We start from the raw sequence: 13,543 nt of genomic DNA on the forward strand, positions 1-13,543 counted from the left end.
TTTTGATGACTACATAAACTCGGTCAATCCAAGAGGAATATTCTGCTTTTCAATTGCGACTTTGGTGGCGGTCCTGAATGTGGGTGATGTGTCAGAAGCGAATTCGTATGCCAATGCCTGCGTCCAAATCCACATCCGTGTCGGGCACAACATCTAAGGCCAAGGACAGCTCGCCAAAGAACTCAAGATTGGGATTATTGATTTTATAAACCACTCCCAGTGGGGCGCGGGGACCGATGGCGATCTCGCCGTCGTGTTTGCCACTGTTAATGGAAATCAAACGCAGTCCTAAGCCATAGTACATCTCTATCGGTCCGCTGCGTTCGACAGAAAACACGCGAGCGCGATCCCATAAATATGTCCCGTGCACATGCAGTCCGGAATGATGTCCGGTCGAATACGCCAGGGCCCCTTCCAGTGAGTGTTGCCCGTCCAGGCTTGTTCGTCCTGAAAAGCCCGTCGGGTCGCCGAGCACCACACCCAGGGCGCTGTCGGCTTGTGCGTTGTGGGTCATCATCAGTGATAGAGCAAGCATCGATGCTGTCATGTACTTCTTCATGAAGTCCTCCGCTGGGACTTATTATCCTGAAGCCCAAAAAGAATTCCAGCAAAAATGCCTGAATGTTTCAAGCTGAGGACGGGTGTCTAGAGCTTTAACAAAAAAAGCTACTTTTCTAAGAGCCCTTTACGAAGATACTCGATCATAAGAGATTGGTATTTCTTGCCATCTGCTTTAGCTTTTAACTTTATACTTCTTAAAATATTTTCCGGAACCCGCAGACTGATAGCCACTGTGGGTTCATCGATTTGAGAAGACATTACCCGCATGTCCTCAAGGAATCTTAGGGCTGATTCGGGAGAAATCGTCTGCGACTTTTCTTTTGATGAGGTTTTAACCTTTTTCACGCAATTTGGCCTTTATGTTTTCGATGTCGATCAGATCCTGGGGACGCCCGGATTCAGTTTTCATCTTAAGAAGTTCGTGAAGGCTGGCGACAGGAATTTTGCGTCCACCGACAGATACTTTTTCTATGTCCATTGTTTTAAGGTCTTTTGTGATCAGAATGTCCACCTGCCGAGAAGGGTCCTTATAGTCCACAAAGGACCAAGCAATCAGGTTGCGATTTTCGATGTATTCTTGTCGCATACTAATCAGATCTTGGGCTCTGACAGGGATGCGGGATTGAAGACCTACTTTTTGCAAAGTTTTTTCTGCTAGCTCGAAGTCTTCTTTTGTGAGGCTTAACACAAAATCAACGTCCATTGTGGCTCGAACTAGGCCATGGAGTGCTAGGGCGTATCCTCCGACAACGGCGAACTTAAGTTTGGCAGCATTGAAAGCATCTGTGATTTCAAAAATAAACATATAAGGTAATTGTATATACATGTATATACAATTGCAATGCTAAAGGTGTTGCGCTCTCAAAATGAGAATTTTGTCCTATCGAGGCTAGCCTCGCTTCTGAATCAGCAGCTCTTTATATCCGGTGTGGCCGTCGTTTTCTCTCTGGAAGGTCAGATCGCGATTTTCCAGCAGCATGATCTCAGCGGTGGTGTAGATTTCAGATCCATCCATCAGATGCCCCCCAAGGACTTTACCTTCAAAGTCGCTGATGGAAATATGCAGGTGGGCTGCGGTGCTGTTGACGGTTCCGCTTAAAGAGACGATTTCAAACGGACCTTGGAATTCGACGACATCCTTGCCGTTAGACAAGCGAAGGTGGGCCTTGTTAAGGCTTCCTACACAACTGACCACGCAGGCCGCGTGCAGGTGATGCAGTTGGCAATAATAAATAAGCTCTTTTTTAAGGTCCTGTCCGGGTCTCAAACGGAAACAATAGCTGGTCACAGAGCTGGAGAAAGGTTCAGTTGCCATAGGGGTCCCCCGTATTAACGAAATGAAAACAAACTTTTACAAACTTCAACTTTGTCAGCCCGGCGGTTGGGAGTATCATTAAAAGATAGGTCGTTATCTCCATATCCAAGACAGGCAACATATGAAAGTATATTCTGATATCACAAAAACCGTAGGTCAAACCCCCTTGATTGAAATGCAAAGAATCGGAAAGGGTTTGCCTGGAAAACTTTTGCTGAAGCTCGAATTTTTTAATCCGTTGGGCTCTGTGAAAGATCGCATCGGTCTGGCCATGATTGAAGACGCCGAACGCAGTGGAAAGCTCAAACCCGGAATGAAAATCATCGAGCCCACCAGTGGCAACACGGGGATTGCGTTGGCTTTTGTGGCGGCGGCCAAAGGGTATGATCTGACGTTGACCATGCCAGAAACCATGTCGCAAGAGCGTCGCACCTTGCTGTTGCTCTTGGGAGCCAAGATCGTTCTGACTCCTGGACCGTTGGGGATGAAAGGGGCCATTGCCAAGGCCATGGAGCTTTTAGAAAAGACTCCGAACTCGTGGACGGCCGGGCAGTTTGATAATCCCGCCAATCCGTCGATTCATAAAGAAACCACCGGTCCGGAAATTTGGAACGACACGGATGGCAAGGTGGATATGGTTATCAGTGGAGTCGGCACCTCGGGCACCATCACCGGTGTGGGGACTTTCTTAAAGTCCAAAAAACCAAGTGTGAAAATGATTGCGGTTGAACCCGTGGAAAGCCCGGTGCTTTCCGGCGGTAAACCCGGCCCCCATAAGATTCAAGGCCTGGGGGCGGGATTTGTGCCCAGTGTGATGGACCGTTCTGTCGTGGATGGGGTCGAGCAAGTGTCGTCCGAGGAGTCCATCAAGACAGCTCGCGAGGTGATTAAGGCCGAAGGCATTCCGGTGGGAATTTCTTCCGGCGCAGCGATTGCGGCGGGTCTTCGTCAGGCGGCCAAAGAAGAAAATCGTGGTAAAAACATTGTTGTGATTATTCCAAGTTACAGTGAACGCTACCTGTCGACGCTTCTGGCTGAACAAGAACGCCAGGAAGCGCAAAGTTTGCAGGTAGCAACAGTGGATGAAGCCTATTTAAGCAAGGTGAAGTAAACGAGATGGTGCCCTTTGTAGTTCCTGCGAAAGAAAAAGTTCTGTTGAAGATCGGCGAGGGAGTGAATCTTCCTGCGACGCCTTCGCAGTTTGATATCTTCGTCTGGAATGTCTATAAAGGGCAGCGCGCCGCTTTGTTTGAAAGTGATTTCAAACGACTGGGGCAGAACAAGGATTTTATCTTTTTGCAGGAAGCCTTGTTGGATCAGAAAATGCCACAGATCTGGAGGAATGATTTTTCCTCATACGAGTGGCATCTGGCGCAAAGCTTTCACTATAAGAAAGACCTTTCCAGTACCGGGGTGGCGATCGGCTCACGTTTGACTCCGCAGTCCGTGGATTTTATCCGCGCCAAGACGCGGGAGCTTTTCTGGCTGACACCGAAGCTAACCCTGTTCAGTGAATATCAGTTCGGGGATAAGAAGGCCCTTTTCGTCTGCACACATGTTTTAAACTTTGTGACCTTAAACGCCTTCACCGCATCACTGTATGAAATCGCTTCGCGGATTTCCCAGTTTGACGGGCCGATTGTTCTGGCTGGGGATTTTAACACCTGGAATTTCAAACGCTATATGATCATGAAAAGCATCTTCCGTGATCTGGGGCTGGAGCATCTGGATCTGGATGATGATGGTCGGATCTTAAAGCTGGATCACGTTTTCGTGCGCGGCTTTGAAGTCGTCAAAGCCAAAGTCCACCATACAGTGTTGAGTTCCGATCACTTTCCTTTGGAAATCACTCTGAAAGTTCCCGGATCTTTTTAGGGTCTACAGCGCGTTATATCTAGTCTATTTCGTAGCGTGAAAAATTGCTGACATTGGTGATGACATCGTCAAGTAGGCCCGCTTTGCCGTCTGGGCCGGGCTTTCCGTCTGCGCCGTTGGTTCCGCGGGGGCCGACTGCCGCGCTTTTACATTTATTTAAGGGATTATCGCCTGGAGCTCCGCCTGGACCGCCTTGTCCGCCTTTGCCGCCAGCTCCCCCGCGTCCGCCAAGGCCGCGACGTTGCGCGACTTCAAGTTTGAACTGGGTATGATCGTCGATGATGGCAGTCAGGATGCCACTGTTGCCACCGGCGCTTCCGGACTCGCCATCTTGTCCCTGAGATCCGGGGGAACCAGCTTCCCCGTTGGTTGGGTTAGCCGTACAGGATATTTGTGAGGAGCCAAGGCAAGGGCGGCCGTCGTCGTTCACACAATACTCACTGAAGTCCTTGATGTCGCCATCGCGGCCTTTTTTGCCAACAGTTCCAGCGGTGCCATTGGAGCCGGGTTTGCCATCGATACCATTGAAGCCAACCATCGCCACACGCAGGTGACCGACGGCTTTTTGGGCTTTGATCTTGATATGTGATCCTTTGAGGAACTCTATACTAGTGGCAACGTTTTTCGGTGTTGTTGTTAGAATGTGAGCATCTCGGAAATGCATTCTCGACTTTGACTCTAAGCTTGGAGAGGTTACATAAATTTTATTTGCATTTAGAGATAGATCGTATCCGTTTGTGATAATGCGCCCATTCTCAAGCAAGTAGATGCGATTGGCGGAAATGACGGAGTCCTGATCTAGATATTCTTCATTTGAGATAAGGATATCCTTGGGTGATGTTGCCTCGGCTGCAAAAGTGGAGCTTTCGCCGCCAAGAGCATTGAGTGCCACAAGGTGAATATTGGTTTTTGTGCTATATCCAATGGGCATTGTGAAGCGATTGCCTGATTTTAAAATTTGATAGGGAGTATTGCCAACGCTCACCTTCATCGCGGGAACTTCCTCTGGCCACGTGATTTCTAGACGATAAAGACCAGGCTCCTCATCCTCAATAAAATCAATCTTAACATTGGATTCATTTAGCTCACCAGTGAAGGAAACCTTTTCGACAGTTTCAATCACATCTGAGTTGGAAGTGGGAGAGCTTGGCTCTTTTGCGCCGTCCTTTTTAAATGCACAAGCACCTAAAAATAAACATAGTGCAAATATAGAAGTTGTTCTTAAGGTCATAGCCACCTCGATAAAAACCTTCGCATTTATACAACGAAGTGGTGTCGAAAGGCGACTGTCAGGATTTTAGACAGGCAGATATTTCAATGCTGTCTAAGATTTCTGGGGATAAAAGCGAGGAATCAATCCCAAGGCCTCCGGAGAAGAGGCTAGGGCTTAGATACTTTTTAGAAAAGCCTTAAAGCTGCGTTTGCTGACGGTCATCAGTTCTGCGCCCAAAGACGCCCCGAACAACCACAAGACCGCACTTTCCCAAGTGACCTCATGGCTGATTGCTGAAAAGACCCCTAAAGAAACTAAAGCCACGCTGGCGATGCTGAGCGCGCGCGTGCGCAGAAGCACCAGCCATTCTTCGCGGTTTAAGAAGAAGCGGGCAAGTAAGAAGGTCACAGCCAGATAGTATGCGCCACACATGGAATGGCAGAACAAGGGGCTGACATCCATAAAGGTGTGCATCAAGTCGTGACCGGTATTAAAGAGTGTCAGGCCAAACTGTGAACACGAAGCCATGGTCAGGGCTGTTCCCACGGCGTGGGCAAAGCCCAGTTTCGTGGAGACCTTCCAGGCCGAGGGGAGTTCCTGCGCCAAAGTGGAGTTGATTTTATTTAAAACAAAAGAGGATCCAGCAGGGGAGCTATCTTCGGCAAACGACTGAAAGTCTTTTTTTAAGTCTGTCACTTGGATACTCCTTTCGCCTTAGGGCCTCGCAGAAACTTCAGACTGCGTGAAACAATCTGACGGATGTTGCTTTCTGATTCCTTCAGCAAAGCTGCAATTTCATCATACTCCATCTCGTCCAGGTAACGGAGTTTCATGACTTCCTGTTCGCGGGGTTTAAGACCCTGGAGCAAGACCGCCGCCTCCTGGCTGTCCTCTATATTAGGAGTCGGGGCTTCAGTTTGTGACAGGGATTCTTCCCATTCGAGGAAATCTTTAATTTCGCGATTTCTATAGTCTTTTAGCTCACTTCGGGTGATCACATAAAGCCAGGCCAGGGCCGAGTGTTTGGGATCATAGAGGTGTTTTTTGCGGTAAAGCTGCAAGAAGACGATCTGAAGCAGGTCCTCGGCGCGTTCCTGTGGCAGGCGACGTTTAAGGGCGTAGCTCAGAACTCGACCCGAGTGTCTTAAATAGAGGATGTCCAGGGCTTTGCGTTCCCCTTCGGACAGCTTAATTAACAGTTCCTCATCACTCAGCTCATTCATCTGCCCTGAAGGTACGCCGTACCTTTTTGGAGTGCAATGCATTACTAAAGGGTACGGCGTACCTTTTTTAGTGGGGTGGGTTCTGAATGGTGAAGTTTGCCTAAACAATGGGCATAAATGTTCCTAATGCGGCGCGAATTCATTTTAGTACGGGCCCCTCCTAGATTGACTCGGTGTAATGAGATCAGGTAACTCTAAGCCTTCGTAATTAAAACGAGAAATCATAAACGGAGTGCAACATGTTTAGTGAATCTTTACTGATCTCTCCTGCAATTGCAGGGGTCGTTGGTTTGATCGTTGCTTTGGCTCTGTACCTTCGCGTGAAGGCACAACCAGCGGGCAATGAGACAATGAATCGTATCGCGTCCTACGTGCGCGAAGGTTCTATGGCGTTCCTTGTGCGTGAGTACAAGGTCCTTTTCGTCTACGCAATCGTCGTAGGCTTGGCTCTTTGGTTCGCCTTGGGCGGAATCGCAGCGGGATCTTTCATCCTGGGTGCATTCTTGTCTTTGCTTGCGGGCTTCTTCGGTATGAAGGCGGCTACTTATGCCAACGTTCGTACCTCTCAGGCAGCAGCAGGCGGCTCTAAAGCAGCAGCATTGCTAGTCGCGCTTGATGGTGGCGCCGTGATGGGTCTTTCCGTTGCGGGTCTTGGTTTGATCGGTTTGGGCGGTTTGTATGTTGGTTTCCAGGGTTCTAAAGACCTGGGCACAATCCTTCACTCCTTCGCGGTTGGTGCTTCCTCTATCGCTCTATTTGCGCGTATCGGTGGTGGTATCTACACAAAAGCGGCGGACGTGGGTGCCGACATCGCTGGTAAAGTTGTAGAAAACATTCCTGAAGACGACCCTCGTAATCCTGGTGTAATTGCCGACAACGTTGGTGACAACGTCGGTGACGTGGCTGGTATGGGCGCAGACATCTATGAGTCCATGGTTGCTGCGATCGTTTCTGCAATGGCGATTGCTTTGACAATCCCTGCAGAAGGTCTGTCTGCTTTGATGACAGGTGCGGATGCTGAGACTGTGCGTATTGCCGGTGTTGCATTGCCAATCTTGTTGTCCACTTTGGGTCTTTTGATCTCTATCATCGTGATCTTCGCAGCTCGCGCGTTCAAAAACGGCAAGCCTGCAACTGTATTGCGTAATGCTTTGATCTTCCCGCCAATTCTTTTGACGATTGCTTCTTACATCATCCTTCCGATGTTCGGCATCAATCAGGGTGTGACTGTGGCTTTGGCTGCGGGTGCGTTCGGTGGTGCTTTGATCGGTTTGATCACTGAGTACTACACAGCGGCTCGTCCAATCCGTTTGGTTGCTGAAGCAGCTTTGACTGGTGCGGGTACTGGTGTGATCCGTGGTTTGGCAGTGGGTATGGAATCCACAGCGATCCCAATGTTGATCGTTGTTGTTGCGGCTTACGTTGCTGACCAGGCTTTGGGTCTGTACGGTATCGCAATGGCGGCAGTGGGTATGTTGGCAGGTACTGCAGTTGTTATGACTGTGGATGCTTACGGTCCTATCGCAGACAACGCGGGTGGTATCTCTGAAATGTCCGGTTTGGGCAAAGACGTTCGTGCGATCACTGACGAATTGGATGCTGTTGGTAATACAACTGCAGCTATCGGTAAAGGTTTCGCGATCGGTTCTGCGATCCTGACAGTTGTGGCGCTATTCTCTGCGTTCAACATGGAAGTAAACCACGTTCGTGAGAACGCAGGTCTTGCTAAAATGTCCTTGGATCTGACTTCTTCCGGCGTTCTGATCGGTATCTTGTTGGGTGCGATCCTTCCATTCCTGGTGGGTGCAACGACAATGACAGCGGTTGGTAAAGCGGCTCAGAAGATCGTTCAAGAGATCGCTCGTCAATTCAAAGAAATCCCAGGTCTTCGTGAAGGTAAAGCGGAACCACAACCAGCTAAGATCGTGGACATTGCAACTCAAGCTGCATTGTTCGAAATGATCTTGCCAGGTATGATCGCGATCCTTGCTCCTGTGGCAGTCGGCTTCATCTTGGGCCCTCAAGCTTTGGCAGGTCTTCTTGCCGGTGGCTTGGCTGTCGGTGCAACTATGTCCTTGTTCATGGCGAACGCGGGCGGTGCATGGGATAACGCTAAGAAATACATCGAAAAAGGCGGCCTTCCAGGTCATCCAAAAGGTTCCGATGCTCACAAAGCAGCGGTTGTTGGTGACACTGTCGGTGACCCGTTCAAAGACACTTCCGGTCCTGGCGTTGCGATCCTTATCAAAGTTATGTCCGTCGTATCTTTGTTGATCGCTCAATTGATCGCTACAATCGGCGGTTAATCGCGCGCTCCAGCGCAGGCGCCCTCTGGGCACCGTAGCTGGACTCCGGCTCTGCCGAGGAGGCGCAAGCGCCTTCAGGCGCTGTAGCTGGACTTACCTCTGAATAAATATTAAAACCCCACAGCCAAAAACTGTGGGGTTTTCTTTTGCCTAACAGGACTTGGGGCTATTCTTGCCTCATTAATGTGACAGAGACTCAGATGAGTTTTATAACGTGTTTATATGCACAAACTCATCCCTGTACTTTCCGGAAGTTTATTTGTTTTTGCACTTTCATCCTGCGGTGGCATTGGCAGTTACATTGGCCCCGCACAGGAACTTAAAACCATCCCACACGACATGTTTTATCAAACCACGGGTGACTGTTCTCAAGGGGATCTGGAGTTTATTCGTCTGCAATCAGCGGGCATTAAGCTTTGGACAGATCCTTCAGCGGTTTTGATAGGACAGCAGGAGCTCTATCTGCATCAGGATCTAAGTTTTGATATCCGCTACAGGGAGTTTGATTGGTCGGGTGTGACATTTGATAAAAGAATTCACTCTAAAGTGACTCTGGAGCCTACGACCGGGGCTGTCAGTTTGCAGGGCTTGGGAGATGGGAAAGTTATTGAGGAAAATGGTCGCAAATATCTGGAAGTGAACTTCAAACAAAGTGTGAACTCGCCAGAGCTGATTGGTAAGACGGTGCGATTTAGAATTTCAAAATCAGATGTTGGACTCGATACGGATCGAGTCCAATATTGTGGGTACTAGGCTTTTGCTGCCAAAACCCAGATCCCGACTAGAATAAACAAACTTCCAGAGACATATTTCATAATTTGGGGACTTAACATAGTTCCCAAGAACTTCCCAAAAATCACACCTAAAGCCCCGGCAAGACCCAAGGCCAAGACCACGGCGACCATAACGGTCATGGTGGACTTGGTTTGTGAAGACGCGGCAAGAGCCGCAAATTGGGTCTTGTCTCCCATTTCAGCCAAGAATATCGTGATAAAGGTGCTCGCAAAAATCTTCCAGTCCATGTGGGTCCTTTTAAGTAATAATGAAAACCTAGTGATAAGAGCTTAGGTGAGGGATGGCAAGTTTGAAAAGTCGATTTATTTCCGCCATGGATCTTTTGCAGGAAGAAGCCTCTAAAGGCGACCTCACTTTGCGAAGAGTTTTCGATTTGCTGGGCGAAGAGGGGCACGCGGTGCTGGTTCTTTTCCTGTGTCTGCCGTTTATGCAGCCGATTCCCATTCCTGGACTTTCGACTCCTTTGGGGATTCTAATTTCTTTAGTGGCGATTTTTCTGTTTCGCCGGAAGGCCCCGTGGCTGCCCAGAAGGTTTGAGCATCTGAAGATCTCTGCAGATGTGGTGATCCGGGTTTCTGAGGTGGCGGAAAAAATATGGACCTATGTGTCCCGCATAGTGAAAGAGCGCCTAACGGTGCTGCATGATTTCTGGGTGTTTCGCCTAGGGAATCTGATCGTATTTATCGGTAACGCCGTTTTGCTGTCTTTACCCCTGCCAATTCCTTTTTCTAACACCGTGCCTGCTGTTGGTATCATCCTGTGCGCAATCGGGCACATGGAAAAAGACGGTGTTTTTATCCTTTTTAGCTACCTGTGGTGTCTAATTGTTGCGAGCTTCTTTGCGACCCTGGCCATGGGGGCGATTCATTTCGTCTGATCCCACTTAGGTCCAGACCTCGTAGAAAGGGCCATAGGACCTCAAGCTCTTTGTCTCTGATTTCCCGGTGCTGGTACCATTTAGAAAATGGGGGTCCTTAATGGGAAAATGGATTGTTGTTACAGTGATGCTTTGTTTTGGATGGATGTCACACGCAGAAGAAGCCACTTCCAATGCCTGCGCGAAAGATCGTGAAACTCTGTGCGGAAATGTCGAACCCGGTGAGGGGCGAGTGATGAAATGCATGCGCGACAATAAAGACAAACTTTCTGCCGAGTGCAAAGCACAGCACGAAAAAATGAAAACACACATGAAAGGTGTCAAAGAAGCCTGTCATGATGATGTTGAAAGGTTCTGTGGTGATGTGAAAGCGGGCAAGGGGCGTATTGTGAAGTGCATGCACGAAAATAAAGACAAACTCTCTGAAGCCTGCAAAGCCGAGATGGAAGCAGGCAAAAAAATGAGAAGGGGCCATTAAAGTCACTCATGCGCGAGAAAAGTTTAAGGCTCAGTCTTTTTGATGCCTTCTTATGTTCACTGATGATTGGAGCTGGCGAGACGTACTTGCCAGCTTATTCTTTATCTATCGGCATGGGTGAAATCTTTGCCGGGATTCTGTCGACCTTACCCATCGTCAGTGGTGCCTTCTTGCAGTTGATCACTCCGCGCGGACTGCAGCGCATGCGTTCACATAAAAACTGGGTGGTGGCTTCGGCGACGTTGCAGGCTTTGACCTTCCTGCCGTTGATTTACTTCTCTGCGACCAAAGCTCCGAATTTCTGGATGCTGTTTTTGATTCTCTCTTTGTATTGGGGCTCTGGGTTTGCCGCCGGACCGGCCTGGAATTACTGGATGGGCCGCTTGGTGCAAGTGGAAGAGGGCAGTCGCTATTTTGCTAAAAGGGCCCGCGTTTCTCAGATCGGTATTCTGTTGGGACTTATCGGCGGGGGAGTCGCTTTGCACAACAAAGTGGAGATTGGTCCGTTCTCGTCCGTGTTTACGATGCTCTTTGTCTTTGCTTTTGGTTGTCGTCTTTTATCGTCATTTATTCTTTCATCACAGTACTTCGATCCGAATTGGAACAAAGAACCTAAGATTGGTTTTCGTGCTTCGTGGAAAGTGTTCTGGGCAAACTCCAGTAAAAGACGGTTCTTCTTTTATCTGGCGCCATTTCAGGCGGCCGTATTTGTGTCGTCGCCCTTTGTGACTCCTTATATGCTGGCTCAGGTCAAGATGGACTATGGATCCTACATGACCGCGATCGGGGTTCTGTTTGTCGGAAAGATTCTGACGCTGACTTTGATTGATCGCCTTCGTCACAATGCTTCGGGGTTTAATCTATTGATCTTTGGGGCTGGTGCCATCGTGCCGTTGCCAGCGATGTGGGCCATCAGTGCCGATCCCTATTTTATCTTCTTTCTGCAATTGATCAGTGGAATGGCCTGGGCATTTGTGGAAGTGGGGCTGTCTTTGATTTTCTTTAAAGACCTTCAGCAGGAAGAAAAAGTTCCGATGTTGACGGTTTACAATCTTTTAAATTCTCTGGCGATCATTCTGGGGACCTATATTGGCGGCAAAGTGCTGTGGGTTTTCGGAGAGAAAGTCACCAGCTATTACGCCGTGTTTATCTTGGGAACCCTTGCTCGTGGCGCAGGGTTCTATCCACTTTACCGCTATGTGCGAAGTCATTTGGGGGCGGCTGAACCCCTTGATGGAAGCCTGTCCCGCGATAAAGCGTCTTAAATCCCCATTGCCATTTTTTATCTTGCCATGCTCATCCAAGAGTGTTTCCTTTCTGGAAATAGGCGTATTTCTATTTATAATGGGCGGACTGTAAAATTCCGTCTATAACAGGTTCAGAAATAAAGGAGCTCCTATGAAAAAGCTGATTCTTTCTGTTCTTGTTCTGGGTTTTGTTTCGACGGGCTGGGCGGAACCGACGACGGTTCCTTATGTAGATCTGAATAAGTACCTAGGGAAATGGTACGAAGTTGCAAGTATTCCCATGTTTTTCCAAAAACAATGTATCGGTAATACCACGGCAGAATACTCTGCGGCAGAAGACGGGATGATTCAGGTTTTGAATTCCTGTGACACTGAATCGGGTGGGCGCTCGATGGCAGAGGGGCGTGCAAAAGTTGTCGATACCGAAAGCAACGCCAAGCTCAAAGTGACGTTTTTGAAGATCATTGGCTGGGTCTTTGGCTTTGGTGGGGATTACTGGATCCTGGATCTGGCACCGGATTACTCTTATGCACTTGTCGGAGATCCGACGCGTCAGTATGCGTGGATTCTGTCCCGTCAACCTTCGTTGGGCGCAGAAGTCTATGTGGCATTGGAACAGAAGTTAAAAATGCTGGGCTACGACACTTGTTTGATTAAAACCTCGATTCAAAGCGGCGGAATCAGCCAGCGCCAGCCGCTGTGTGAGTTGGTAAAATAAAAATATGATGGATAAGCGTCTTGCGAAAATTTCTTTCTTCGATTTGTTGCTGCTTGCGGAACTTCCGGATCATAAGTCGTTAAGGTCCCTGTCCCGATCGTTGGGAGTTGAACCACCGCGATTGACCAAGGTTTTGCAATCGGTCCGGCATCAGTTGCAGTTTGAAATTATCAAGACGTCTTCCCATGGCTATGTCATGACTCCGGAGGGCTCGTACGTGAGCCTTCAGGCCAAGGAACTTCTGAAAAAGTCTGAGGACCTTATTCCCCGAAAATCGCAGTTTCTGGCGCCGTCGGAAACTTACACGGTGGGTGGCCGCGGTTTTATGAATGTATTTTTCTCTGGAGCCATGATCCAAAGTTTAGACGAAGCCGGTTCAAAAACCCTGTTGCGATTTATGGATCTTTCTCCGGAGGAGCTGCGACAAACCGCTTCTGAAGGGGTGTTGGATGTGGCCCTTCACTTGGAAGAAATCAAGTGGCCTCAGACCTGGAGTGCGGCGGAAGTGGGTTCGATGAGCTGGGATCTGTATGTCGGGAAAAATCACGCTCTGAAAGGGACTGTGGGGCGGGACGAGCTTCTAAAGTATCCCTTCACGCGCTCGGCGTACTGGAACGGACGGGCGATAGCGCAGGCAGCAGACAACTTCCCCATCCCTCGCAGCGAACGCATTCAGGGTCACGAGATGCAGACGGCTCTGACGGCTATTGAGATTATCCAACATTCTAATAACGTAGCTTTGATTCCCAATATCATCGCCCGAAAGTATGAAGAGGCAGGTTTGATCCGCAGTTTGAAAGTTCGAGGAGTGGACTTGGCTGAGGCCAAAATATATCTTTCCGTCCGCTCGGAGAAGATCAGCCAGCGCCTGTTTAAGCTTTGGCAGGCCCGATTGAAGTCTCTTTTAAAGATGTAGGGTTTATTGTGTCGTTTGA

General features: G+C 48.9%; 17 protein-coding genes. 9 read left to right on the forward strand and 8 right to left on the reverse strand.

Going from position 1 to position 13,543, the window contains the following annotated elements; genetic code table 11:
* Positions 1 to 91 precede the first annotated feature (91 nt).
* From ACZ50P_RS07505 to ACZ50P_RS07520, 4 genes are all read right to left on the reverse strand, one after another.
* Positions 92 to 559, reverse strand: a complete 468-nt coding sequence (locus tag ACZ50P_RS07505) for a hypothetical protein (RefSeq protein ID WP_464134765.1) — start codon at positions 557 to 559, stop codon at positions 92 to 94.
* A gap of 107 nt (positions 560 to 666) precedes the next feature.
* The gene (locus ACZ50P_RS07510; protein ID WP_464134767.1) at positions 667 to 906 is read right to left on the reverse strand and encodes a CopG family antitoxin; all 240 of its coding nucleotides are present in this window, start codon (positions 904 to 906) and stop codon (positions 667 to 669) included.
* Entirely contained in the window at positions 893 to 1,366 is a 474-nt protein-coding gene (locus tag ACZ50P_RS07515; protein WP_464134770.1) for a nucleotidyl transferase AbiEii/AbiGii toxin family protein, read from the reverse strand. The genes ACZ50P_RS07510 and ACZ50P_RS07515 overlap by 14 nt, the downstream gene beginning before the upstream one ends.
* 84 nt (positions 1,367 to 1,450) lie before the next feature.
* The gene (locus ACZ50P_RS07520) at positions 1,451 to 1,876 is read right to left on the reverse strand and encodes a PPC domain-containing DNA-binding protein (protein WP_464134771.1); all 426 of its coding nucleotides are present in this window, start codon (positions 1,874 to 1,876) and stop codon (positions 1,451 to 1,453) included.
* 121 nt (positions 1,877 to 1,997) lie between these two features.
* Between ACZ50P_RS07520 and cysK the strand changes: the two genes are divergently transcribed.
* Together cysK and ACZ50P_RS07530 are read left to right on the forward strand one after the other, a co-directional pair.
* Positions 1,998 to 2,987, forward strand: a complete 990-nt coding sequence (gene cysK / locus ACZ50P_RS07525; protein ID WP_464120851.1) for a cysteine synthase A — start codon at positions 1,998 to 2,000, stop codon at positions 2,985 to 2,987.
* Between the two features lie 5 nt (positions 2,988 to 2,992).
* Complete coding sequence (locus tag ACZ50P_RS07530) at positions 2,993 to 3,751, forward strand: endonuclease/exonuclease/phosphatase family protein (RefSeq protein ID WP_464134774.1); 759 nt, start codon at positions 2,993 to 2,995, stop codon at positions 3,749 to 3,751.
* 19 nt (positions 3,752 to 3,770) lie between these two features.
* Here the strand turns inward: ACZ50P_RS07530 and ACZ50P_RS07535 are convergent, their stop codons facing one another.
* The 3 genes from ACZ50P_RS07535 to ACZ50P_RS07545 all read right to left on the reverse strand — a co-directional run bounded on the left by ACZ50P_RS07535 (position 3,771) and on the right by ACZ50P_RS07545 (position 6,187).
* On the reverse strand, positions 3,771 to 4,982 hold the full coding sequence (locus tag ACZ50P_RS07535) for a hypothetical protein (protein ID WP_464134775.1): 1,212 nt from the start codon (positions 4,980 to 4,982) through the stop codon (positions 3,771 to 3,773).
* 156 nt (positions 4,983 to 5,138) lie between these two features.
* A complete protein-coding gene (locus tag ACZ50P_RS07540; RefSeq protein ID WP_464134777.1) occupies positions 5,139 to 5,660 on the reverse strand; it encodes a hypothetical protein in 522 nt (173 codons plus the stop codon).
* Positions 5,657 to 6,187, reverse strand: coding sequence for an RNA polymerase sigma factor (locus ACZ50P_RS07545; RefSeq protein ID WP_464134779.1), 531 nt, complete (start codon positions 6,185 to 6,187; stop codon positions 5,657 to 5,659). The genes ACZ50P_RS07540 and ACZ50P_RS07545 overlap by 4 nt, the downstream gene beginning before the upstream one ends.
* Before the next feature lie 239 nt (positions 6,188 to 6,426).
* On the opposite strand from ACZ50P_RS07545, the gene ACZ50P_RS07550 reads away from it, so the two are divergent.
* Complete coding sequence (locus ACZ50P_RS07550; RefSeq protein WP_464120856.1) at positions 6,427 to 8,493, forward strand: sodium-translocating pyrophosphatase; 2,067 nt, start codon at positions 6,427 to 6,429, stop codon at positions 8,491 to 8,493.
* Positions 8,494 to 8,715: 222 nt separating this feature from the next.
* Positions 8,716 to 9,246, forward strand: coding sequence for a hypothetical protein (locus ACZ50P_RS07555; protein WP_464134780.1), 531 nt, complete (start codon positions 8,716 to 8,718; stop codon positions 9,244 to 9,246).
* On the opposite strand, the gene ACZ50P_RS07560 is transcribed toward ACZ50P_RS07555, so the two are convergent.
* Complete coding sequence (locus ACZ50P_RS07560) at positions 9,243 to 9,515, reverse strand: TMEM165/GDT1 family protein (protein WP_262552360.1); 273 nt, start codon at positions 9,513 to 9,515, stop codon at positions 9,243 to 9,245. The genes ACZ50P_RS07555 and ACZ50P_RS07560 overlap by 4 nt on opposite strands.
* 53 nt (positions 9,516 to 9,568) lie before the next feature.
* Between ACZ50P_RS07560 and ACZ50P_RS07565 the strand changes: the two genes are divergently transcribed.
* The 5 genes from ACZ50P_RS07565 to ACZ50P_RS07585 all read left to right on the forward strand — a co-directional run bounded on the left by ACZ50P_RS07565 (position 9,569) and on the right by ACZ50P_RS07585 (position 13,524).
* The gene (locus tag ACZ50P_RS07565; RefSeq protein WP_464120858.1) at positions 9,569 to 10,165 is read left to right on the forward strand and encodes an exopolysaccharide biosynthesis protein; all 597 of its coding nucleotides are present in this window, start codon (positions 9,569 to 9,571) and stop codon (positions 10,163 to 10,165) included.
* A gap of 100 nt (positions 10,166 to 10,265) precedes the next feature.
* On the forward strand, positions 10,266 to 10,643 hold the full coding sequence (locus ACZ50P_RS07570) for a cysteine rich repeat-containing protein (RefSeq protein ID WP_464134782.1): 378 nt from the start codon (positions 10,266 to 10,268) through the stop codon (positions 10,641 to 10,643).
* Positions 10,644 to 10,651: 8 nt separating this feature from the next.
* Positions 10,652 to 11,908 carry an MFS transporter gene (locus ACZ50P_RS07575; protein WP_464134785.1) on the forward strand — a complete coding sequence of 419 codons (1,257 nt, stop codon included), beginning with the start codon at positions 10,652 to 10,654 and terminating at the stop codon, positions 11,906 to 11,908.
* A gap of 133 nt (positions 11,909 to 12,041) precedes the next feature.
* Complete coding sequence (locus ACZ50P_RS07580) at positions 12,042 to 12,608, forward strand: lipocalin family protein (protein WP_464134786.1); 567 nt, start codon at positions 12,042 to 12,044, stop codon at positions 12,606 to 12,608.
* Between the two features lie 4 nt (positions 12,609 to 12,612).
* Entirely contained in the window at positions 12,613 to 13,524 is a 912-nt protein-coding gene (locus ACZ50P_RS07585; RefSeq protein WP_464134789.1) for a LysR substrate-binding domain-containing protein, read from the forward strand.
* Positions 13,525 to 13,543 lie beyond the last annotated feature (19 nt).

It is taken from the genome of Bdellovibrio sp. CKG001, assembly GCF_055397465.1.